Below are 24205 nucleotides of genomic sequence, written 5' to 3'. Positions count from 1 at the left end.
GTTTTGGTCGCTAGCGGGAGTTTTTTTTGGTCGCTATAAGTAGTGTTTGCGTTGCATCAAGTACTCTTTAGGGTTGACACCAAATTTTTTCCTAAAAGCAGCAGCAAAGTGATTCCGACTGGCGAAGCCGATTTCTTTAGCAACTTCACTCACCTTCATTTCCCCGGTTTCCAGCAATTGACGTGCCTGTTCTAAGCGGTAATCGTGGAGATAAGCAAACAAGGGTTTGCCAAATACCTGTAGAAACCCGCGCTTGAGTGCATACTCATTGAGTTTGACTAGGCGTGCCAGTTCTGCGGTAGAAGGTGGATTGTCTAGCTGTTGCAATAGCAAATCTCTGGCATAGAGAATCCGCTCTAATGTTCCCGGCTTTAGCGGCTTGGGTGTCCGGCTTCCCATCTGAATTTCTGCTTCTTGTTCCAGCAGCAGTGCTAATAGTTCCAGCGCTTTGCCTTCCAGGTACGTGCGCTTGATGATACCCTGATAAGGACAATGCAATATACGCTGCACATTATATTGCATCATCGGAGTCATGAGGTTGGAGCGAAAGTGGAGGGGTTGGTTAGGCTCACGCACTAAATGTTGTAATGCTTTTGGTATTTCCCCGGAAGAATTGCCGATGAAGGACTGCAACAATTCTGGTTCAAAAGTCACACTCATCGAAAGTTGCCATCCCTCAAAAAACTCATCTTCTCCTTTAACAATCATGCCACTGCCGTGAAAACCGTACTGTCCGGCTTTCGTCTCATTAACTGCCCAAGGAGAGCTTTCCCTCCAGTGTCCTGAAAGCATAAACCAAAACTCTAGGGGATGTGGATGGTCAATGCGTTTTATGATCAGATTGTCACAGTGCTGATGGCTGTGAATGTCCAACACCAAGCTTTGCCGTAATTTAACTCGTCGATAATGTCCTTCTCCCGATGCCTGGGGATACTTGCAGGTAATATCTAACTCATCATCAGGATCGTTACTTTGTGGGGTTCCGTCAATTTTTTCAAAGAGTTCATCTTGCGCTTGTGCTGAAATAATAATGGTCATGATTAATCAAACTAAAACTTATTGAGATTAATTATCACTATTTCCTCAACCTTATACAAGTTAGATTGATAATATTTGTTAGCAATCTTTCCAAAAAATCACGCTTGTACAGTATTTAGCAATAGATAGTCAGGTATGGCGATGCCAAGGGTAAATTCTGTAACAGCTTTGCAGGGTTAAAAGTACACGTTCATATCAGGTACTGCTTTCAGTCCTGAGCATTTAACTAAGCATATTTGTCAAGTAGTTATTGTCTGAAGAATAGTTGCAGTTGCTGCATTTCTAGTTATGGCAAAAATAATTGAATTCTTTACAATCCTGATAAATATTGCTAATTTTGCTTTTCTGTTATAATAAATGATTTAAAAACCAAAACTTATTAGATAAAATGTAATAATTAAGTTTGCTTATAGACTGATTATCTATATTAGAATAGTAATGACTCATACATATCCTAATTACCAATTGCTAAAAAGCACTGTGACGAAATGATTAATGGAAATTGTTATTAAAAGCCTAAAGAAGTTTCAAGTATTCTAACAAGGATTTAAGGAGTAGAAAGAAAATGAAATTTGGAATTGATAGCGGGCATAATTGTCCACCAGACACAGGAGCCAGAGGAATCAAAGTTGAGGATAATTTAACTCTAGATGTAGGTAATAGAGTTATAGCCAAATTAAGAGCTTTAGGAAATGAAGTTGTAGTATGTAAACCAAGTAGTGCTAGTACAGTCCGTGACTCACTGTCAAAAAGATGTTCTACAGCTAATGCGAGTAGAGTAGATATTTTTGTTTCAATTCATTTTAATGCTTTTAACAGACAAGCTAATGGCACAGAAGTATTTGCAACTAGTGAAAATGGGAGAAAAATCGCCAAGCCTGTATTAGATGAAATTGTCAAGTTAGGATTTTTTAATCGTGGCGTTAAGAGTGGTTCGCACTTGTATGTTCTGAAAAATACAGATATGCCTGCTATCTTGATAGAATGTTGCTTCATCGATTCGCAAAAAGATATGAATCTTTTTAATCCTGAAGCAATGGCCAATGCGATCGTCAAAGGCTTAACTGGTAAAGTGGCAAGCGCCCCTGTTAACCCTGTACCAGATGAAGAGGAAAACATAGATGCGACTATTCTCAGACTGCAAAAATCCTTAAATAGAGTAAAAATAACCGATAAAAATGGTAAGGCTTTAGTGGAAGATGGCTTTACGGGAGCTAACACCAAATCTGCTATAGAAAAATTTCAGACTATTGTCGGAGTTCAGCCGACTGGAATTGCTGACGACACTACATGGAATGCCATAAATCTAATTTTGGCAAAACGAATTATCAGACCAAACCATGCCGGTGGTGCAGTTGTCAGATACTTACAATACCGTTTAGGTGTTGACAATGATGGCGTCTACGGCCCGCAAACAGAGGTTGTAGTTAAAAACTTTCAAAAGCAAAATGGTTTAGATACCGATGGAATTATCGGGCCTGCTAGCTGGCAAAAATTAATTGGTTAGGCTGATGGGGACTAGTACTGCAAGGCGGAAGTCAAAAGTCAAAGGTCAAACAGGTATACAGCATAAGCGTTTTATTGATTTGGAATGGTGAGGCAGTCCGCAGAAGAGGGGGTTTCCACGCCAGTTGCTTCTCCCAAGGGGAGACGCTGCGCGAACAAGTCGGCACAGCCGCCCAACGCACTGGCTCCCCATGAGGAACTGCCGTTAGCGCAGCGTAAAAGCCTTCTCTTCTCTTTCAGAGACGCTAACGCGAACGAGAGGCAACGCCTTCGGTATGGCTTCGCTTAGAGCGAGCCTGCGAACGCGAGTGCGTCTCGTAGAGAGCGTCACCCGTTAGCGCCGGCGGCAAGCGAGTCTTCTCCCAAGGGGATACGCCAAGGGCGAACGAGCGTCAGGGGTAGTTTATTTACGCCGTGTTGTACTAGAGACTGGGGTAGTAGTGCTGAGTAAAGAAGTTGGGAATCTGACTTCTTTACTCAGAACTGAACAAAAAGATCAAATTCCCCAAGTTTTGCGGGTGTGGTTGCGTTACCGCAGTCAGAAATACTTTGGATGGCAGCGAACGCTACCGAAGTCACGCCAGATTCAGTAAGAGAGTTTTATGCTTAGTTTTTGGGCATTGGTTACATTGGATAACATCAAGAGTTGACAACTGGTCTAATTTATTGTTGTAGCTGGGCAAAAGTTCAACTTTTTTTACTTTCTAGTTAGCCAATTGTGCGTTGCAATGCTTCGATACGTCCATGAGGGCGCTGTGCTGCACCGGACTATTAACCAGGAGACTACAACAATGATGAAAGCTGAAGATATCATGACCAAAGACGTAGTTACCATTCGCGGTTCGGCAACTGTTGCTGAAGCGGTGGGGCTGATGAAGGATAAAAGATTGCGGGCGCTGGTTGTGGATCGTCGCTATGACAATGATGCTTATGGCATTGTCACAGAAACGGATATTGTCTATAAGATAACAGCCTACGGTAAAGATCCAAAGCAAGTGCGGGTTTACGAAATTATGAGCAAGCCTTGCATTGTGGTTAATCCTGATTTGGGTGTGGAATATGTAGCGCGGTTATTTGCTAACACTGGTATTCATCGAGCACCTGTTATTCAAGGTAAGCTGTTGGGCATCATCTCGATTACCGACATTTTGACCAAAAGCGACTTTGTGGAAGCGCCAAAAGCGCTACTGCTGGAGGAGAGAATTCAAAAAGCAATTCAGCAGGCTCGTGCTATTTGCACTGAACAAGGTGCTTATTCTAAACCCTGTGCAGCTGCCTGGGATGAGGTAGAAGAACTTCAGGCAGAAGCAGCTCATCAGAAAGCTGAGGGTATGATATCAGCTAAAGTTTCTTTTGAAGAATACTGCAAGGAAAACCCTGATGCACCAGAATGTCGAAACTATCACCCGTAATTGAAGTGGGGGAATGAAGAGAGCAGGGGGAGTAAGGGGAGATGAGGGAGCAGGGGGAGATGGGGGAGTAAGCGAATAATTATTATCCCCCTCATCCCCCTCATCGTTTAGCAACTCGCATCAATAAGAATAAACCTATTCCCAAAAAAAGAAAGTTGGGCAACCAAGCCCCCATAAAGGGAGAGAGGACACCGGCTTGTGCGATCGCCCCACTAATAAAGAAAATTAAGTAGTACGAAAATATAACTAGGACACTAATTCCAAAGCTTGTACCTCTCCCCGTTCGCTGGGGGATGCTTCCCATCGCTGCACCTACCAAGCCAAAAACCACGCATACAAAGGGCAAAGAGATTTTTTGTTGAATCCGCACTTCAAGTTTACGAATTTTTTGGCGATCGCCACCAAGATTTTCCACTTCTAGTTGATTTAGTGCTTCAGAAATATTCATTTCACCATAATCCCGGCTTTTTTCTGCCAGACTTAATGGCGTGCGCGGTAGTTGCAGTTGTTGGTGTTCAAATTTGACGATGTTACGATAAGAGCGATCGGCAGCAACAAAATAGATTGTACCGTTGTAAAAATCCCAGACATTTTGAGAAGGATTCCACTGGGCAGATTCTGATACCACAATTTGATTCAGATTTTTTGTTGAGCGATCTATAATCGTCAACCCTGTCATCCGCTTACCATCAAATTGGTCGGCGTAAAACAAGCGTGTCAATATCCGATTCTTAGAGCCATCCGGCTGGACAACATCCTGGTATTCAGGATAGAAAATATTTTGCTGTTTAAAAGTTGGCTTGTCTGATTTCAGGGCTTTCTCTAAAGTCATCGCCGCTTGATAATTTGCTGCTGGTGCAATTTCTTCGTTAAACACAAATGTCATTCCTGTAACCACAAGACTTAACATCACAGCAGTTAGCACCATGCGATAGACACTGACGCCACAACCACGCAGGGCAATTAGTTCGCTCTCGCTAGAAAGACGACTATAGGTCATCAAAGTAGCCAGCAGCGTAGACATGGGGAAAGCTAAAACAATAAAATTGGGAAATTTTAACAAAAAAACTTGAATAGCAATGTCTATAGGTAGCCCAGATTCGACAATTTTTCTGACGAGATCGAATACAGCATCAATAGTGACGCCAATTGATGAAAAAGCTCCGACACCAAAGAAAAACGGCGCTAACAATTCGCTAGCAAGGTAGCGATCCATGATTGTAAAAGGCAGTAGCGAATACAGACTGTTGAAAGACGTGAGCTTCTTTGATATCATAAGCAACTTGAAAATTTAGATATTGGCAACCCTGGCAAAGCATACAGCAGGGGGCAGGAGGCAGGGGGCAGAAGAAAAATAGTCTTTATATCTGGTCTTGAAGTTTAGGCTCTCAACCTCACTTAATTGCAAACTGCTGTATCTAGTTTATTCACTATCAAAGTTTAATTCTCAATAGCTAAGAAAGCAGAACTAAAATGAATTCATATATAGGACTCATATTTGATTTTTAAGGGAGCTAGGTACACCTTTATTCCTTCTTCCCAGTCCCCAGTCCCCAGTCCCTGGTCTTTACGAGTAATTCACCGAATCAAATCGGATTGCTATATTCATGCTGAAGAATCAAAAATCAAAATATCTTTTGAAATTATTAACTAAATAATTATTAATTTAGACTTGAAAATTATCCCCTAAATAATATTGCCGCACGAGGGGATTGCTGTAGAGTTCGTCAGCAGCGCCAAAAGCGAGAATTTGTCCCTCACGCATGATGTAGGCACGATCAGTGATCGCTAGGGTTTCACGGACATTATGATCTGTAATTAAGATTCCCATACCGCGATCGCGCAGTTGTGCTACGATTTGCTGAATTTCTGAGACTGCGATCGGATCTACTCCCGCAAATGGTTCATCCAAAAGTAAAAATTTTGGCCCTTCTCGTCCAGCAGCTAAAGACCTTGCTAATTCTGTCCGCCGTCGCTCACCACCAGAAAGTTGAATTCCTTTACTTTTAGCTAATTTTTCCAACCGAAACTCCCGCAATAAAGTTCTGAGTCGCCTTGACCACTCCCATCGTGGCACATTAGTTTGCTCTAACACTAACAGAATATTATCCTCTACCGAGAGTTGGCGAAAAACACTTGCTTCTTGTGCTAAATAGCCAATACCCAGTCGTGCCCTTTCATGCATTGCCATTCCCGTCACCTCTACATTACCCAGCCAGACTTTTCCTAGATTGGGTTTTTCTAAACCTGTAGCAATGTAAAAGGTCGTCGTTTTACCAGCCCCATTAGGGCCTAGTAAACCAACGACTTCGCCCTGAGCAACAGAAAGGTTGACACGATTGACAATTACTCGCTTGCCGTAAGATTTGTGAATATTCTCTAAAACAATTTTCACTCTGGAAGCATCCTTTCTTGGTGGTAAATGCTAATTAGAAGGCTTCAAAGGTGGTGTCTTTGGGGCAGGTGTCGCAGTTTGTCCATTATTATCTGATTCCTGCACCATGTAGATAGACTCTACTTGACGGTTGGATTGGGGTAAAGCAACAAATCGCCCTTCATCAATTAAATAGGTTACTTTCTCCGCCCGAATACTGTTACCGCCCTGTTGCAAAATATAGACGTTGCCACTAAAATCAATTCGGCGTTCTTTACTAAAATACTGTGCTTGGGCAGATGTTGCCTGAAGTTGGCGAGCCGGATACAACATTTGCACATTACCGCGAGCAGTAATTACTTGATTTTTCGCGTCATATTCTTGCACATCAGCACGGATAGTGAGGGGGCGATTTGCCTGAGATGTTTGTGCAGTAGCGGTTTGCACTTGGGTAGGGAAGGCAAAAGCGCCCAAAAGTGCAGCTGGCAGCATTAAAGCTAATCCAAAGCGACGTATCTGGGATAAGGGCAATTGATAGCAGAGCATCATAGCAATTGGGGATTTAGGATTTCAGCTTGCATTCTAATTATCTCAAGTACTTTATCCAGATATGAAATATCCAATCTGGAGTGATTTCCGATAACTACTGGCTGAAATAGTGACGTTACCCCCAACCTCAAGGTTTCAGGTAATTGACATAAGAAGTGAAAATGACGTAAGCACAATACTCTTCTTTTAACGGAGACGCTATCCGTAGCTTGCTTCCACGTATTGGTACGGGAGACTTTTGGCTAAATGAATTGTGCCTACCAGGGATTTCGGACAACGCAATAATTTCACCAGATGTCTAATCAGTTGTTAGCACAATTTTAGGCAAAGATAAGACTTGATTTTCACCCAGATTGCCAGCAGTAATCAAGTCTTGCCCTATTTGTTGTAATGTCGTCAACAACACTGCGCTCTGACTCAATAGCTCATCTACGTCAACGCCGCTATAACTAGATGGGTAACGGCGTAGCCGATTGCTGCCTTCTCCCAATAGAATTACAGCACCTCGCCAGTTGCGATTTTCCAAATGATACAGTGCCACAGCAATTTGGAGAATTCCTTGATAAAAGGTTTTTTCCGGTTCGCCAGCTTCAATCCACAAAGCCTCTAAAGTGTCATGGCAAGCGTAGAACTGTCCAGAATTGAACTGTTCTACACCTTGCCAAAACTCTTGGGGGATAATTTCGCTCATCCCATACTATCTCGAGTTTCTTTGATTGTTTCCAGAGAGATTTCTTGTTTTTCTCCAGCAAACTCGTTGTCAGGGGTGAGAAATAACATGCAATGGCACTCTTTGCGTTCTCTCATTGGCACACAAGGACAGTTCCAATATGTAGCGTGAATCTCAGCTTCTTTATCTTCGTAATGGCGACAAGGACATAAAGGCGCACCCAGATCGTCTTTATGTTTGGCTAGTCCTTCAATCACAACTGCGGTGACAGAAGGTTCAGAACAGAAGTATGTTCCAGTACGCTTGGCGTATTGTTCGGAAAAATGCCGCATTGCCTCTAGGCTTCTATCGCTGGATTTTGTGTTATGTTCTGATGTGATCATGTCGCTCATAATTTAAATATTTCTTTGCATTGTACCTCAGCCTCACTAAGGGATTACTGGGTGTATTTCCCCAATCTTACCTGCTCAAATTATCTTAACCTTTGCTCAAAGGCTGATATATCCGGTGTACTGGGATCAGAGAAAACCCCAGAAATCGCAGAGGCTTAACTTGTTAGCAGCCTTTGAAATTATAAAATTTGAATTGATTTATAAATGTAATGTTTTTTGTAGTTGGGGTTGCAGTGGGCGATCGCTTTGTAAAACTATACCAGGGTGTTCCCAATTAATTACCTCTGGTTCTGCTGGTGAAGAAATATTTGACCACAAAACCCAGCGACTGCCTTGAGGAAGAGTAGCAAGGCTCAGAGGGTTTTGAGTCAGCCAAATTAAAGGATAACTTTTAGGAACTACTGAACTGGCATCTTCTAATGCTCTGGTTGCTGCTAAGGTTTCTAGAACAAAACGTAGACCTCCGGGCTTGCCGTAGACATCGCCTTTGATTAAATTTGTTGATGCTGTCCACAGTTGCACTTGTAATTGTTGTTGCTGTGCATAAAAGTACAGAGATGCTGCGGCAATTACTGCTTGTTCAAAGTTTTCTTCTTCCCAATTGCTAGCACTGTCAAGGGCAATAACTATTTCTTGTCCACCTGTGACCATTTCTAACTCTCGCACCCTTAATTCGCCATAGCGGGCACTAGTCCGCCAGTGAATCAAGCGAGTAGGATCTCCTAAACGATAAGGACGGAGCGATCGCACCAGCCCCGTTGTTGCTGTTTGCAAGGGTCTACCACGAAGATCGACCCTTTTGCTCTCTTCTCGCCCCATTTCATCCACTAGGGGGCAGGTAGCCAAGGGTAACACTGTAGGATAGACGATCGCTGTGGCAGCACAATCACGCTGACGGCGACACCAGAACAATCCCAAAGGCGCACCAGAACCAAGTTCGACTGTGTGCCAGCGATAAACACCCCGACGCACAGTCGGGTGGTAATATATCCAACGGTAACTACCTTGGCGAGGAATTGTTTCGATTGCTTTTTGTACTGGTTTCCCTAAGACGAAGGGCAGTATATCTTCAACTTGCAACAAGCTTACAGGCTGCTGTGTCTGATTGCAGATTTCTAATTCCACCGTTAGATCGTCGCCTGCTGACACAGGTTGCATGGGACGGCGGGTGATGGATAGACCTGTGAGCGATCGCGGCGGTAAGATGGCTGCTATACCCAAAAGAGCAAAACTGATGCCGCTAATGGCGTACAGCCAACCAGCCATCGTATTGATACCTGCGCCAAAAAAACAAATAGCCGTTGCCGCTAGTACCCAACCGCCATAAGTAGGAGCACTGGCGCGGGTTTCTAACCAATTAGTGATCGGTTTGATGATTTTCATGTTTCTTTTTTAACCCAATACCACCAAAAATTCACAGTGTCTCAGGAGTTTGCCAAAACGGCTGGCAAGAATGTTGATGACGTAGCGACTCATGCTTGCGCCTGATGTTCTTGTCGAAACCGCTCTAAAATTTGGTTTACAAATGTCTCTCCATCAATAGGAGGCGTTTGGTTTGAAGCATTAAACGACAAAAACTGACACATACTGATGAAGGTCTTGCCCAGCACTTGATGACTTTCTACTGGCGTGGGAAACTGAATTTGTTTAATTTTTGAAAAAGTATTGAGATATAAAGCAATTTCTCCAGATTTATATCTAAGAATATTATTATACAAAATAAATAAAATTATTAGAATTGTTGAATCATTGTTGGCAAATAAGAGAGAGAAAATAGAATCAGGAAAACTAAGAGTATTGTTAATATAATTCCAACATTCTCTCATTTGAAGTGGATGTTTGAGTGGTTCATCAGAAACACTATCTTCGATTTTCTGCCTCTTCAGATGTACGGAGATTTTTCAGAAATCAAATACTAGCCCTATAGTTGTGTCTCTTATTTGACTTAAGATAGAAAATTAATTCCTATTACACGTAGTTGTATTTTTGACATTTATTTTATAAGTGCAAAATCTGAGAAGACAACCATCAAAACACTGAGTAAAAGACACTGAGTAAAGGTGGAAAAAGTAAGAAAAGTGGGAAAAGTGGGAAAAGTAGGAAAAGTAGGGAAAGCAGATAATTTACATAAAGTGTTTACTATCAAGTTGTTATGGTGTAGTGTAATTTGTTAAAGTTCCAATGGATTCCATAAAAAATAAATATAAGTGTATCAAAGATTGCTAAAGTGAGTTCTAGTTGCGTACGTAAATGTAAAAATTACTACTTAACAATACTTCTTTCAATAAACACTCGTTTTTAATATGTATAAAACAGAACAAAATAAAACTAGGCGGAGACGAGGAGTTGTACTCACTTCTATTGGAATTAAACGGTTACAAGAAGCAATTCTTTCTGTGGAGATCGTAGAAAACAAAGGTGAACATTTGAGTTTAGAACAACTGAGCTCGCGCATTAATATTTCCTCTAGAACTTTGAGTAAATTATGGTCTTTAAGCGCAAATGTAGACCAAAAAACTGTAAAACTCTGCTTTAGCGCTTTTAATCTGGAATTACATAGCGAAGACTACACAGTCGCCAATGAAGCAAATGAGGCTGAAACACCTGAGTTATTGTCTGTAGGTTCACATACAGAAGAAGATTCGTCTCAACCTTCCCAATTCACCTCATTTGTTGAAGAACATCACGAACAAACCCAACAGATAGAAAATCTTCGGTCATACCCGGATGGTCCCGTACCTCTAGATTCTTACTTTTACATTGAACGTCCCCCACTAGAGAGAAACGTTTATCAAGAAGTAACTCAAAGTGGCTGTGTGATTCGGATTAGGGGCCCGAAACAGATGGGTAAAAGTTCTCTAGTATTGAGGCTGTTAGCCTTTGCACAGAAGCTTGGGTATCAGACTGTAAATCTGAATTGCAACCAATTTGATGGTGAATGCGTAACTGATATAAATAAGCTGTTGCGTCATTTTTGCTGGCAAATTGCAACAAAATTAGGTATTAAACCCAGCCTCAAGTCAGAATGGAATGAAGAAATTGGCCCTAACTTGAGTAGCGGCTTCTATTTAGAAAACTATTTGTTTAATCAATGTCAAAGCCCAGTAGTTTTGGTGTTGGATGAAGTTGATCGTTTTTTTAAATATCCTCACATTTGTCAAGGGTTTTTTGCTTTGTTGCGGTCGTGGTGTGAGTCAGCACGACATGTTCCCAACTGGCAAAAGCTAAGATTAGTCATGGTTTACTCTACAGAAGAGTATGCCTCTTTGGATATTAACCTCTCTCCTTTTAATATCGGTTTATCTATTCGTTTGAACGAATTTACCCAACCGCAAGTAGAAGATTTAGCTAGGCGATATGGTTTAAGTTCGTGTACATCTAAAGATATTGCCCAACTGATGTCACTGGTAGGAGGACATCCAGCACTAATTCAAATTAGTTTGTACCATCTTTGTTCTCAAGAAATAACCCTGCAAGAACTTATAGAGGATGCGATCGCCAATGGTAGCATCTACCGCTATCATCTATGGCAACACTGGCTCAAACTGCAAGAAAATCCTAGACTAGCAAAGACTTATGCTAAAGTTATGGAAGCAAAGCAAGACATTTCTGTTAATCCTATTGAGGCTTACAAGCTTGAAAGTTTGGGATTAATTCGCTTTGAGGGCGATCGCATATTACCACGTTTTGAACTCTACCGTGCTTATTTTCAAAAACAGTTATCAACAATTGTTTAACAATACATTTTCCGAAGAATAAAAAATGTAATGGCGTTAACTATCTCAAAATTGTGAGGTAAAATTTATTCTGTTTTGAGAAGCCATATAAATGAAAATTTATCGTAATCAGTAACGATTTGATTTACCAAACTATATTCCATTAATCAGGAACAAATATCAAGGAAAGTTAAGACATTTAAGAAAAAAGCAAATATTTTTTTGTGAAAGTTAAGAAAGTTAAGAGTAAAAATAGCAAAGATATAGCAACCGCCAAGGCAGTTAGGACATTGGTGATTGCTCAAAACCTTGAAATTACTGGGTTTTTACTCAGCACTCAGCACTCAGCACTCAGCACTTTGCTATACTGTTTGTGAATTGAAATAGAACAGCCCAAAAGGTTGTATATGGAAAAGATAGTAATTTTTTTACCTGAAATCAACTAAGAAATTGCATCGAATCGTACTGGAAAGTGGACACTATTTATTTTTTTAAAATAATATTAAAATTGCAAATAATTGTGTTATGTTCTTGTTTGATAATCACACTTCAATATGAGATATCAAGTAGGTGGTAGTCTCCGCAGTGACGACCCCACATATGTTATCCGTCAGGCAGACGAAAGACTTTATAACAGTTTGAAAGCTGGTGATTTTTGTTACGTCTTTAACTCTCGACAGATGGGCAAGTCATCTTTACTACAGCGCACAAGTCACCGTCTTCGAGAAGAAGGCTCTAGCTGTGTTTACTTGGATATGACCCGCTTGGGTATTGAGGTTACTACACCAGATCAATGGTACAAAGGCATTATTATTAGCTTGTTCTACAGCTTCAAGTTAGGATCGCAGGTCAATTTTAAACATTGGTGGGAGACGCAAGCTGGCATTTCTTCGGTGCAAAAACTACATTTCTTTGTGGAAGAAATTTTACTGTCAAATGTTAAGAGCGATTCTCTACGAAACGGCAAAGCTGAACGCATTTTCATCTTTATTGATGAAATTGATAGTCTGCTCAGTTTAAATTTCCCAATTAACGACTTTTTTGCTTGGATTCGTCATTGCTATAACTTGCGACCAGAGAATCCAAACTTTGAACGCTTGGGATTTGCACTATTTGGCGTAGCTAGTCCCTCTGACCTTATAGCTGATAAACGCCGCACGCCTTTTAACCTTGGTAAAGCAATTGAGTTACAAGGCTTTCAACTAGATGAAGCTATGCCCCTGCTTCAAGGATTAAAGGAAGTAGTCGCTCAACCACAAGTAATATTGCAAGAGATTATTCATTGGACGGGAGGACAACCGTTTCTCACACAAAAACTCTGCGATCTAATTGTTGAAATTGCTTCTGAAAATACTACAAAAATGATTACTCTACCCCCAGGCACAGAAGCATTGTGGATAGAGCAATTAGTAAAAACGCGGATTATTCAACATTGGCAATCACAAGACGAACCCGAACATCTGCGTACTATAAGAGATCGCCTACTATTCAACGAACAACGGGCAGGGCGGTTGTTGGGTATTTATCAGCAAGTGTTGCAAGCAGAAAAGGCTCTTAGGCAGGGAGCAGGGGGCAAGGTGGCAGGGAGCAGGGAGCAGGGAGCAGGGGGCAAGGTGGCAGGGAGCAGGGAGCAGGGAGCACGGGGCAAGGGAGAAGAGTTTTTCCCTCAGCCTCATCTTCCTGTCCCGATTGATGATAGTCGAGAACAGACAGAACTGTTGTTATCTGGTTTAGTGGAGAAACACAACGGTTATCTCAAAATTAAAAATCCCATCTATCGCAATGTTTTCAATACCGAGTGGGTATTAAGACAACTAGACAATCTCCGCCCATACTCGCAGACATTCAATGCTTGGGTGGCATCAGCTTATAAAGATGAATCGCGTCTGCTGCGAGGACAAGCACTCAAAGATGCTCAAAAATGGTCGCAGGGCAAAAGTCTGGGCGATTTAGATTATCGGTTTTTAGCTGCAAGCGTTGAATGCGATGGCATTGAAGTGCAAACGGCATTGGAAGCAGCACGGGCTAAAGAAGTAGAAGCACGACTTATAGAAGAGAAAGCACGACTCCTACAAGAGAAAAAGACAGCTAGATTGCAAAGATTTTTGCTAGTTGTAGTGTGTATCGGATTTCTCGTCTCTACCAGTTTGGGGATAGGGAGTTTCATTCTGTATCGTCAAACCAAGGAAAGCGAAGCTCAAGCTAAGAGCAGCGAAATTAGAGCGCTTGTATCTTCTTCTATTGGACTGTTTGCCTCAAATCGCAGATTAGATGCGCTCATAGAAGCAATCAAAGCCAAAGACAAACTGCAAAAGCTAGGAATAGCAAACACAAATCTTGCACCTGTGGTTGAAGATGCACTAGAGCAAGCAGTTTATGGCGCAGATGAATACAATCATTTTTCTGGTCATACAGCAAGTGTTATGGCAGTAAATGTCAGCCCTGACAGTTCTTTAATTGCCTCAGCCAGTATGGATAGAACAATCAAACTTTGGCGACGTGATGGTAAATTAGTTGCAACTCTCAAAGGTCATCAGGGAGCAGTGAGAGCAGTCGCTTTTAGTCCTGATGGTCAGATACTTGCCTCGGCGAGTGAGGATGGTACTATTAAACTGTGGCGGCACGATGCCAAAAACGCATTATGGCGCATTTCTAGAACATTCAAAGGTCACACAGCTTCAGTCTGGGGAGTAGCTTTTAGTCCCGATGGTCAGACTATCGCCTCTGCTAGTTGGGACACAACGGTGAGAGTCTGGAAGCGAGATGGCACTTTGCTGAAAACGTTTCAAGGTCATAAAACTGCGTTTTGGGGAGTAACTTTTAGTCCTGATAATCAAACCATTGCGGCTGCCAATCTAGACGGGACAGTAAAACTCTGGAAACGAGACACCTCAAGCTGGCAAAACGCCAAACCCCTACAACCTCTCCAAGGTAACACAGCTTGGGTTGTCGGCGTAGCTTTCAGTCCTGATGGTCAGACGATTGCTTCAGCGAGTGAAGATACAACTGTCAAACTTTGGCAGCGAGACAACACAGATGGCAGTTATCACCTTGATAAAACTCTTAAAGGTCATAGTGCGGGAGTTTCGAGAGTCGCTTTTAGTCCCGATGGTCAGACTATTGCCTCTGCCAGTCTCGACAAAACTATTAAACTTTGGGACATTGATGGTACAGAACTGAGAACCCTCAGAGGACATAGTGCATCTATTTGGGGAGTTACTTTCAGTCCTGACGGTAGCTTTATAGCTTCGGCGGGTGCAGAAAACCTTGTTAGACTCTGGCAGAGTGAAAATCTATTCCAAAAGAGTATCATAGCTCATAGTGCAGGGATTTGGTCAATAGCGATCGCCTCCGATAGTTCTACCATCGCCACAGCTAGCCACGAAAATACTGTTAAATTTTGGAGTCGTCAAGGCAAATTGCTCAAAACTTTGATTGAAGAAAGATTAGTCTTCCAGGTTTCTTTCAGTGAGGATAACAAGTTAATTGCTCTTCCTGGTGATGATGATACGGTAAAACTCAAGCGACGAGACGGTAAATTAACTGCTAGTTACAAAAGCCCTAATGGCAAAATGACAGCAGCAGTATTGAGTCCTGATGGTCAAGCGATCGCTATAGCTAATGTTGACAATAATATTCGGATATGGTATAATAACCACCTCCTACCAGAGATTCTTAAAGGACATCAAGCCGAAATATGGGAAGTTGCCTTTAGTCCCGACAGTCGGCTAGTTGCCTCAGCTAGTGGCGATAGTACTGTTAAGCTATGGACGCTGGAGGGTAGGTTGCTCAGAACCTTTAGAGGACATTCGGCAGCAGTATGGATAGTTGCCTTTAGTCCTGACGGTAAGATGGTGGCTTCTGGAAGCGGCGACAATACCGTTAAGTTATGGACACTTGACGGCAAGTTGCTGCAAACATTCAAAGGTCACACAGCTGCGATTTGGGGGGTGGCGTTTAGTCCCGACAGCAAAATACTTGCTTCTGGGAGTGGAGATGGAACCGTCAAGCTTTGGAAACTCGATGGTACAGAACTAACGACCCTCAGAGGACATACCGCAGCGATTAGGAAAATTGCCATCAGCCGCGACGGAACTTTTTTGGTTTCCGGGGGTGATGACAACACACTGATTATTTGGAACTTGCAGCGTATTCTCAATCTAGATATACTAACTCATGGTTGCAGTTTAGTCAAAGATTATTTGAAAACTAATATAGCAGTGGAAGAGGGCGATCGCTCTATTTGTAATCAGCCAAATTCTAAATAAACCTTTCGTATAAATACCGAGAATGATTTTTTATTTTGCGACGTTGCTAAATTTAAACATGAATATAGCAATCATATTTGATATCAAGTTCGGCTAATTATATCATGTTCGCTTAATTAGTTATTATTCTATAACACTTCTACAGTGTATACACAAGTGCTGTCTGCACGAGTTTCAAGCCTTTTAGAGCCTTTCAGTAGATGAATAATATATTAATTCTCCTCGGTGAAGTCATATTTTTAATACTCATTTTCTCACTGTTTAACTGGCTGATTGGCATCATATTCAGGCAGATCGCTAAAGTTTCTTGGCTTCAAGGAAGAACTACAAATATCACCTTCCTGAGCCGGAGTATCAGCAGACTTTTAATTTTAATTGCTGTGATTCTGTGTCTGGCGGTGATTGGTGTGAATGGGATGGTGATTTACCGAGGCGGAAACGTTCAGGAATTTCAACTTAATCTCGTTCGCAGTCTTCCTACACAATTTTGGAGCAATCTCTTTACAGCAAGCTTGAAAACTGTGAGTTTGCTAATGCTGGTTAAACTTAGCATACCACCCTTGAACAGAGGTATAGATTGGGTTTGTAATTACGCCAAGAAAGCCGATCAAATTAAGGCTAATGATGAGAGTACTGAGGCTTTTTTTAAAGTCTTAAAAAGAATTATCAATCATACTCTTTGGACATCTTCTGTTATCCTTGGCGCTAAATTTTGCTACCTTCCAGAAGTAGTTCCCAAATATCTTTACATTGCTTTAAAAATATACATTATTGTCACAGTTGGCTTACTCATTGTTAAAGCTGTTGCTACTATCGTTGATACTCTCGATGCCCTAAGTCTTAAATACTCTAGTTCTAACAATCTACTGCGTTTATACGAGCGTTTACGCCACTTAATTCCCCTCTTCAAAAAATGTTTGGAATACGTTCTTTATGTTGGCATAGTAAATCTTGTTGTTCCAGAAATACAACCTATTGCTTGGATAAGTGCTTATACCTCTACAATTGTGCAGATTATTGGGGTTTATTTTATTAGCAATGTTTCGATTGAAGTCGTTTACTTTATTCTTGATGAGTTCTACTTAAACATTACAGATGCCAATGACTCACAGCGACAGAAACGGCTAACACTGATTCCTTTAATCCGCAGTTTTGCCAAATATTTCATTTACTTCACTGCCGGAGTTACTATACTCAGGCTTCTTGGCATCGATCCTGCGCCTATCTTAGCAGGTGCAGGAATTGTGGGTATAGCAGTTGGTCTTGGAGCACAAAACCTGATTAATGATGTCTTTTGTGGATTTTTAATTTTGTTTGAAAACTATTACTTGGTGGGTGATTATGTTGAAGTTGGGAAAGTGGAAGAGAGAAATATTGAGGGGATTGTAGAGGCAATTGAACTGCGAACCACTCACGTCCGCCATCCTGATGGTCAATTGCAGATTGTTCGGAATGGAGATATTGGATCGATTATCAACTATTCAAAACAGTATATATATGCAAGAGTGGAAGTTAGCGTTTCCTATGACTCGAATTTGGATCATGTGTACAGAGTAGTTGAGAAAGTGGGACAGCAGCTAAAGACGGATGAAGAGGATGTTCTAGAACCTACGCGAGTAGCTGGAATAGAAAACTTTGGGGAGAACAACCTGTTGCTGCTGACGCTGACAAAGGTCAAGCCGGGAAAACACCTTCATATTCAGCGCGTTCTCCGCAAGATATTAAAAGATACCTTTAGCCAAGAAGAAATTGAAATTTGCGGTTTTGCCAATAATTGATATTGGCTCTTTTAAGATTACAATTTAACGAATAGAATATATTGTAATGTCAAAGTAGCTAACCTTTAGTGCCTATTTTGACAACAATTTATTATTTCCCGCTTTTGCACGATGACTCCCAATTCAGTAGGAGATTATTTGAAAACTAATATAGTAGTGGAAGAGGGCGATCGCTTTATTTGTAAGTAAAGTTGAAAGCAAAAGAATTCACTAATATTTGCACAGGTGAATCGGACGTGATTACTTAAAACAGCGCGCTGCCTCGTGCGATCGCTTTTGGGACAAAGGTGCGTCTAGGACGACCCAAAAAGCTCAAGAATCCAAAAGCCAGTTATTAAGTATTTGTTAAATATTTGCTTAACTTTCTTAACTTTCTTAACTATCCTTGCATTTTTAATAGTGCTTATTAAACAATACAGAGATGATCGCAGCTAAAGATATTACCTCACTAAAAATACAGTACAAGTATGACAAGGAAATTTACTACAGATCAATACAATCCAGCCTTATTTGACATTACCCAAGATATTATCGGGAGCCTACCACTAAAACTAATTCAAAAGTGGTTAGTGAGTGAGCAAACCCAGCAAGCAACGTTAGAACTACTAAAACCTTACAAAGTCAAAGGTTACGCCATATCTTCCGATTCTGCTGGGCTAACTAAGCTAACTAAACAAAAAGGCTTATTAGAAATTTTGGCAATTATTAATCAACCAAAAGAAATTGTATATAGTGTTGGCACTGCTATTGGTGGAGAAGGTGTCGGTATTTGGGCTGCTGACAATACTCAAATGTTTTACTCAGCATCAGTTAATCCTGAAACCATTGTGTCTGCGTTACTTACCATTCAACGCCAAATTAGTAAAACTTGTCAAATCAAAATCGGACTCGGCGCACATTATGGAGAGTTTTACTACATTAACGGTGGTTTGTATGGTTTAGAAGCTGATGCGATTGAAGAAATTGCCGAGAACGATACTGAAGGTGGTGAGATAGCAATTAGCCAAAGCTTTTATGAACTCTTACCAGAGAACCACAATTTTACAATTACTCAAAAAAGCGAAGAAGTAACTGAAATAGGTAAGCTTTTTCGAGTTTTAGACGGGCCAGGGTTAGACGTAATACCACCTTTAAATCCCCAATATCCAATTCCTTATTCTCAAGAATTTTATGCTGACTTATTAGCATTTGGAAATCGTCTGGCTGACACTGAGTTTGGCAAGCAGTTAGCTGAGAAATACTTGCAAAACAAAGTAGTTGTCCTCATTGAACGGGAACCTGAAGAAGCCCAATCTCATGAAATTGGGATGTTTACTAACTTGGCTCTTACGGCTGAACTGAAAGACACCAGCTCACAACTTTTGCAAAAATATCATGGTGTAGAAGTTAAGGTAGTCGGTTCTATTGGAATTTATGTTTTTGATAAAGCCGATACCGCACTTAACTTTGCTCAAGCATTCCGTCAAGAACTAGCAGCACAAAATATTGCTTCTCGTATAGGGATTGACACTGGTTCTATTTTGCTTTTTGACTTGGCTGCTGGTGGTAAAGACATTGCTGGTAATCCAGTTAATGTTGCGTCTAAAATAGCTCAAGATAAAGGACAGTTTGGCAAATTATATTTAAGCTCCACCATGAAAACATTAATGGACGTGAGCCAATTTACACAGATTACTTACACAGTTTCTGGAGTAGAAATTAGTATCTACGAAGCCTAAAAGCACATAAGCCGCGCTACAAGAATCTTGTGTTGAAAGGAATTAACCTGCGTTGTATTTTGTTCAGTACAGCGCAAACTTTTCAACACAAAGACATTCCAAACGACCTTATGTTTCTACAGCTAAAATTCTATCGCAAAAATAATCCAAAAACAGACACCTTGAAATGGCTGGTTCTAGTACCGAGTAAAATTTACTCAGCACTTAGCACAGGCTAAAGGTCACGCTACCGCTAACAATAACTAAACTGAAGGCTTTTTAATAACCAATTAGATGTAGTAATATAACTGCGATCGCTTATAGATTGACAGCACTAGATGATCGTGACACAACTTGCCAAAAGTGACTTTAATTTATATGTAGTCATATTATATTGCTCTGACTATGATATATAGAATATGGCAATGTATTATCAAATAAATATGCCATCGAATCTGCTCACGCTTGCCAACATTCTCTAGTACTTTCTAGTATTATTTATTTTTGTCCCAATAATTGATTCATCTTTATCTTTTATGAGAAATTTAGAACTGTTAATTATAATAACTTCATAACTTTCAGTTGTAAAAATTGAACCGATAGTAGCTACTATATCTGCAATAGAAATCTGAAAAAATAGTGGAATGTTTAAATTTAAAAATGATTTTGGCATAGTTTTAACACTTAGATATAATTTTTTTTGGCTGACATACCATACTCCAGTAAATTTATTACCTGTTATAAGTTCTTTAGGTTTAGAGAAAAGAAGTATTTGAACCCTTGTTTGCTCATAAGTCATATCATCTTTAAATTCAACAGTGATTTTTTCTGAATAAGTATTAAAGCGCCATTTTCCTAAAAGTAAAATTTCTATTTCTATATCAGAATGCATACTGTTATTCATGTCTATTTTTTAAATTGATTAGATTACTACAAGGAAAGAAGTATTAACAACAAAGTCTGAATTCAATTACACATTTTTGCACGAGAAAAGAATAAGTGCATCTGCCAGACTAACCATGACCCGACTCGCCATGCTCCCATTGAAAAGGGTTCCGCAGATGATGGAGATAAATCAAAAATATCTTGGTCATAGTGTAACCATTTAACTGGTAAGTGTCCCATTGGTGTCATCGGAGATAATTTAAAAGTTAGTTGGTCGTAGTTTAACCAGTTTCCGTCTTTTCGCCAGCCCAGGCGATCGCCAAGTCTCTTTTGTGTTTCATAATCTACTTGAGCGCCGATTTCGTGCCAGATGCTTTGCTGCACGCTGAAGCCGAAATAACCGTGACTGTATTGTTGCCAAAGGCGATCAATAGTATAAAAAGCTTCACAAGAAAAGTTAAGAATATCTTCCTTATAAACTTCATTCCAATAATTCTTTCCGATGACTTGTAGCATTAATTTAGCAGTTTCAATATCAGCTTCTTTCCACTTATATTGTGCGAGGAGAGTTTGCAGTTTACTATAATCAATATTATGACTAATTTGAAATTCTTTTACATAGTTACCATTATTACTAAGTTCTAATAACTCTGTTTTTTCAATAGAAAGTGCAGAATTTGTATAAACAATATCTGTCTCTAATATACCTAGCACTTTTCTTTGATCGACAAGTTGAGTAGATATATAATTAGATATTAAGTAAATTGTTTGTTCTAAAGCTATTCCATCGTTACTTAACTCAAAGTTACTAACTTGCCCATTTAATAATTTAGACTCAAGCAATGCATCTTTTAATCTATCTCCTTTCTCATAAGTTGCTACCAATAAATTGAGAATATTTTCAGAAATCGTATTAGTATCTTGTATTGTTAATAAACTTGACTGAAAATTTAAAGTACTATTTGCTAAACTTTTAATTTCTCCTACAGTTGTGTAAAAGCCTGCATCTACTTTTACTATTTCGTCTATTAAGGATTGAAATGGACTAAAGTAATCTTGTAAATAATTTTCAAAGTTGATTGCTGTCTCAGCTATTTTTGCTATTTCTTGACGAATTTGTGTCGCTTTTATTTGATATTCGTAAATTTCTTGATATACCTCTAACTCTTGAGCTATTTGCTGGACAGTTTGCTTTTGATTCTTAGTGTCTTCTGCTAAACCTTTAATTCCTTCAGTGAGCAATTTGACTTTTTCTAATATCAAAAAGTTAGTATTACTCAAAAGTAAAATAGACTTGATATTTTCTTGTTTCTCCCATTTTAATTTATCAATAATCTGTGAATTATTTTGATTTTTAATTTCTAGTTTATTTCTTTCTGTATTTATACTTTTAATTTCTGTATATTTTTGAGTAAATAAGTGTTTCCAATTATCAGTAAATTTTAATAAAAAATCTTGATAATTATCTTTATATTTTTCTAAAAAATCAATTAGTTGAATATAATCTTTAATTAATAATTTGGTTTTGGTAAAAATTTCTCGTTGACTAATTTCTTGTTTCCGTTTGATTATTCCCCAAAAATAAGAATGATACTGAGTACCTTGTTTAAGTAATATTTGACATTCTTTAATTTTTTTTTGAACTTTTTTTAATTTGGAATTGTTTACAATAGGTAATTGATAATTTATTTCATAAATTGTAATTGATTTATAATTAATTAGTTGTCTTTGCTTATTAGTTAACATCACATCAGTTCTCACAAGAGTAGCCACTAGACTCTCACCCATTTCAAAACCTTTGGATTTTTATCATAGCAGTAGGTTGCATCATCTTTAGTAGTGATAGGCTTCCCTTGGCTTGCTTTACTTCTAATGGTGGTAAGAGAATAGTTTGTTAATGCCTTAATTTCTTGATGAGTGAGGTTTTCAATAGTGCCTATTGCAACTGATGTTGAGGAACTATCTATTGTGATTTTAACGTTTTTAGGTGAAGTAGTGACAATTGCTTTTTGGCGTTGATAATCCTCTACAGAAATAAGTTGCCAATGGGAATTTTCTCTTAGCTCTAGAACCCATTGATGATAGTTAAATAAACTCTCTCTATGTCCAACACTGATAAAAGTTGTTTTAGTTGATTGCAGTTGTTGATATAAATTATCTTCATTAGTCAAATCTAAAGCACTTGTTGCTTCATCTAAGATAGTGAAACTAGGATGTATAATTAATACCCGTGCAAAAGCGAGGCGTTGTTGTTCTCCCAACGACAATATATTTTCCCAAGTAACTTCTGTATCAAAGCCCTTTACGCGGGTAAGTAAGTGTTGTAAGTTAACTTGTTGTAATATTTGTTCGAGTTCCTTGTCGCTCATTTTTCGGTCTGTATGCGGATAGAGTAATTGTTCGCGCAAAGTACCCAAAATGATATAAGGACGCTGGGGTAAGAATAAGACTTCTTTTAGGGGAGGACGCACTAAACGACCAGTTCCCGCGTTCCATAAACCTGCGATCGCTCTCAATAGAGAACTTTTACCCCTACCGCTAGAGCCAACAATCAATAACCCTCCGCTTGGCTGAACAGAAAGTGATAAATCTTCAATAATTGTCTGCTCATAATTTGGCGTTTGTAAAGTGACATGCTCAAAAGCTATACGTTCTTCTTCTATGACTTGAATAGTATTAAAATTATCAGGCTCTTTACTAACAGCTTGTAACGCATCTGAAAACTCAGCTAAACGCTTTACATAACTAGAAAATCGTCCAGAAATACTAAATTCACCTATTAACTGTCCCAAGGCATTAGAAAACAAAAAGCAAGCAAAACTAACTTGGTTAATTTCCCCATAATCAATTTGATTTTGAATAAATAAAGGCGTGAGGATAAACATAGAAAATACACTAATGGCAGACTGATATGCTCTACCAAAAGCATCTTGACCTTTTTCCAAACTCAGCCTGCGTTCAGCAGTTTCTAGAACATTATTAAATCGGCGCTGAATTATATTAAATTCTTCCTGTTCTCCCTGAAAAAAAGCAATTGATTCAGCATGATTGCGAACATGAGTTAGGCAATAAGCAAAGTCTGCCTTAAATGCAAGTTCCTGTTGATTAACTATACTTATTGTTTGATTTAAGTAAACAGCTATTAAATTACCAATAACTGTATAAATAACTAAATAAAGTGCGATTGGTGGAGAAACTGTCCAAAGAATTATCAAAGCACTTCCCATTTCTAGAACTTTTTCTAGTAAAGCAGTTGAAAATCTCAAGGCACTACTAGTAATGGGTTCTATTTCTTGAGATAGACGTTGATCTGGATTATCTATATCAGATTTAAAATTGATTTTATAATAAGCTTGCTTGCTCAGATATTTTTCTAAAATATGATTATTCAGCCATTTGTACCAGTCAAGAGTGATTTTTTTTCTGACATAACTCAAAAAAGTTATTAAGACGACTGTCACTACAACAATGAGACTGGACAGCCATAAAGTACTATTATATTTTTCCAGGTCTCTTTCTTCAACAACGATATCAATTACATAACGATTCCAGTAGCTATTTGCGGTATTTACACCTATAACTGAGATGATTAATAATAGTAGAAGAATGAGTGTTCCCCATGAACGAATCACATCTGCGAATGCTCTCCCTTGTGCTTTTGTTGGATACCAATAAGGCCCGGCAACTACTTTCACATCCTCCCAAAATTGAGTTAATGCTGAAAAAGGATTTGTTGTGTTTTGCTCGCGGACAGATGGAGTTTGCATATTCTAAAGATGCAGTCGTTATTAATTAGACTATATAATTTTGAAATGGCCTTTGAGAATTAATTTAGACTCAGAGGCCATTTTTAGTTTTAGAAATTGAAGATTTTTATATCCCCCTAAATCCTCCTAAAAAAAGGGGCTAGGGGGAAGCAA

General features: G+C 39.4%; 18 protein-coding genes. 7 read left to right on the top strand and 11 right to left on the bottom strand.

Going from position 1 to position 24205, the window contains the following annotated elements; all coding sequences use genetic code 11:
* Positions 1-33 precede the first annotated feature (33 nt).
* Positions 34-1038 (bottom strand): AraC family transcriptional regulator, encoded by a 1005-nt coding sequence (locus RMY63_RS10965; protein WP_322728725.1) that lies wholly within the window; start codon positions 1036-1038, stop codon positions 34-36.
* 565 nt (positions 1039-1603) lie between these two features.
* On the opposite strand from RMY63_RS10965, the gene RMY63_RS10960 reads away from it, so the two are divergent.
* From RMY63_RS10960 to RMY63_RS10950, 3 genes are all read left to right on the top strand, one after another.
* Entirely contained in the window at positions 1604-2545 is a 942-nt protein-coding gene (locus RMY63_RS10960) for an N-acetylmuramoyl-L-alanine amidase (RefSeq protein WP_322728724.1), read from the top strand.
* Positions 2546-2984: 439 nt separating this feature from the next.
* A complete protein-coding gene (locus RMY63_RS10955; RefSeq protein ID WP_322728723.1) occupies positions 2985-3137 on the top strand; it encodes a hypothetical protein in 153 nt (50 codons plus the stop codon).
* Positions 3138-3335: 198 nt separating this feature from the next.
* Positions 3336-3956 carry a CP12 domain-containing protein gene (locus RMY63_RS10950; protein WP_322728722.1) on the top strand — a complete coding sequence of 207 codons (621 nt, stop codon included), beginning with the start codon at positions 3336-3338 and terminating at the stop codon, positions 3954-3956.
* 100 nt (positions 3957-4056) lie between these two features.
* Here the strand turns inward: RMY63_RS10950 and RMY63_RS10945 are convergent, their stop codons facing one another.
* The 7 genes from RMY63_RS10945 to RMY63_RS10915 form a co-directional block, all read right to left on the bottom strand.
* On the bottom strand, positions 4057-5172 hold the full coding sequence (locus RMY63_RS10945; protein WP_322728721.1) for an LptF/LptG family permease: 1116 nt from the start codon (positions 5170-5172) through the stop codon (positions 4057-4059).
* Positions 5173-5622: 450 nt separating this feature from the next.
* Positions 5623-6351, bottom strand: coding sequence for an LPS export ABC transporter ATP-binding protein (gene lptB / locus RMY63_RS10940; RefSeq protein ID WP_322728720.1), 729 nt, complete (start codon positions 6349-6351; stop codon positions 5623-5625).
* Between the two features lie 30 nt (positions 6352-6381).
* Positions 6382-6879, bottom strand: a complete 498-nt coding sequence (locus RMY63_RS10935) for an LptA/OstA family protein (protein ID WP_322728719.1) — start codon at positions 6877-6879, stop codon at positions 6382-6384.
* Between the two features lie 298 nt (positions 6880-7177).
* Complete coding sequence (locus RMY63_RS10930) at positions 7178-7570, bottom strand: DUF309 domain-containing protein (protein ID WP_322728718.1); 393 nt, start codon at positions 7568-7570, stop codon at positions 7178-7180.
* Entirely contained in the window at positions 7567-7932 is a 366-nt protein-coding gene (locus tag RMY63_RS10925; protein ID WP_322728735.1) for a ferredoxin thioredoxin reductase catalytic beta subunit, read from the bottom strand. Before RMY63_RS10925 ends, RMY63_RS10930 begins: the two co-directional genes overlap by 4 nt.
* Positions 7933-8139: 207 nt before the next feature.
* Positions 8140-9324, bottom strand: a complete 1185-nt coding sequence (locus RMY63_RS10920) for a DUF58 domain-containing protein (protein WP_322728717.1) — start codon at positions 9322-9324, stop codon at positions 8140-8142.
* 89 nt (positions 9325-9413) lie between these two features.
* On the bottom strand, positions 9414-9659 hold the full coding sequence (locus RMY63_RS10915) for a hypothetical protein (RefSeq protein ID WP_322728716.1): 246 nt from the start codon (positions 9657-9659) through the stop codon (positions 9414-9416).
* Between the two features lie 585 nt (positions 9660-10244).
* Here RMY63_RS10915 and RMY63_RS10910 point away from each other — a divergent pair.
* The 4 genes from RMY63_RS10910 (at position 10245) to RMY63_RS10895 (ending at position 19421) form a co-directional block, all read left to right on the top strand.
* Positions 10245-11678: an AAA-like domain-containing protein gene (locus RMY63_RS10910; protein ID WP_322728715.1), complete on the top strand. Its 1434-nt coding sequence runs from the start codon at positions 10245-10247 to the stop codon at positions 11676-11678.
* Positions 11679-12211: 533 nt separating this feature from the next.
* Entirely contained in the window at positions 12212-15925 is a 3714-nt protein-coding gene (locus RMY63_RS10905; RefSeq protein ID WP_322728714.1) for an AAA-like domain-containing protein, read from the top strand.
* 200 nt (positions 15926-16125) lie between these two features.
* Positions 16126-17703: a mechanosensitive ion channel family protein gene (locus RMY63_RS10900; RefSeq protein ID WP_322728713.1), complete on the top strand. Its 1578-nt coding sequence runs from the start codon at positions 16126-16128 to the stop codon at positions 17701-17703.
* Positions 17704-18170: 467 nt separating this feature from the next.
* On the top strand, positions 18171-19421 hold the full coding sequence (locus RMY63_RS10895) for a family 3 adenylate cyclase (protein ID WP_322728712.1): 1251 nt from the start codon (positions 18171-18173) through the stop codon (positions 19419-19421).
* 457 nt (positions 19422-19878) lie between these two features.
* Here the strand turns inward: RMY63_RS10895 and RMY63_RS10890 are convergent, their stop codons facing one another.
* The 3 genes from RMY63_RS10890 to RMY63_RS10880 form a co-directional block, all read right to left on the bottom strand.
* Positions 19879-20304, bottom strand: coding sequence for a hypothetical protein (locus RMY63_RS10890; RefSeq protein ID WP_322728711.1), 426 nt, complete (start codon positions 20302-20304; stop codon positions 19879-19881).
* Positions 20305-20366: 62 nt separating this feature from the next.
* On the bottom strand, positions 20367-22073 hold the full coding sequence (locus tag RMY63_RS10885; RefSeq protein WP_322728710.1) for a GUN4 domain-containing protein: 1707 nt from the start codon (positions 22071-22073) through the stop codon (positions 20367-20369).
* Positions 22058-24052, bottom strand: a complete 1995-nt coding sequence (locus tag RMY63_RS10880; protein WP_322728709.1) for an ABC transporter ATP-binding protein/permease — start codon at positions 24050-24052, stop codon at positions 22058-22060. The genes RMY63_RS10885 and RMY63_RS10880 overlap by 16 nt, the downstream gene beginning before the upstream one ends.
* Between the last annotated feature and the right edge of the window lie 153 nt (positions 24053-24205).

The sequence above is a fragment of the Nostoc sp. ChiQUE01b genome, from assembly GCF_034531255.1.
Taxonomy (GTDB): Bacteria; Cyanobacteriota; Cyanobacteriia; order Cyanobacteriales; family Nostocaceae; genus Nostoc.
The sequence above is the reverse complement of the archived record's forward strand: the minus strand, read 5'-3'. Positions and strand labels throughout refer to the sequence as shown.